Origin of the sequence: Aliivibrio sp. 1S175 (genome assembly GCF_001690985.1) — a bacterium.
GTDB lineage: Bacteria > Pseudomonadota > Gammaproteobacteria > Enterobacterales > Vibrionaceae > Aliivibrio.
Genome location: NZ_MAJS01000055.1, coordinates 1 through 315 on the forward strand (window position 1 = coordinate 1; position 315 = coordinate 315).

A 315-nucleotide genomic window follows, 5' to 3' on the forward strand; every position below is an offset into this window, starting at 1 on the left:
GATTAGGTTAAAAAAGTAAAAGAGACATAATGTTGGGTCTGTAGCTCAGTTGGTTAGAGCGCACCCCTGATAAGGGTGAGGTCGGTGGTTCAAATCCACTCAGACCCACCAATACTTTTCCAGTAAGTATTGGTGATAACATTATATTTTGGGGCTATAGCTCAGCTGGGAGAGCGCCTGCCTTGCACGCAGGAGGTCTGCGGTTCGATCCCGCATAGCTCCACCATTTTTAAGTATTCTCTTTGAGAGTCTTTAAAAATGGTTTCGAAACCTTTTATTAGGTTGAAAAACAATTGCTCTTTAACAATTTGGAAA

The 315-nt window shown here is 41.9% G+C and carries 2 tRNA genes; both read left to right on the forward strand.

What is annotated here, in order from left to right:
• Positions 1 to 34 precede the first annotated feature (34 nt).
• Positions 35 to 111, forward strand: a tRNA-Ile gene (locus A6E06_RS14600).
• Positions 112 to 150: 39 nt separating this feature from the next.
• A tRNA-Ala gene (locus A6E06_RS14605) sits at positions 151 to 226 on the forward strand.
• The last annotated feature ends 89 nt before the right edge of the window (positions 227 to 315 follow it).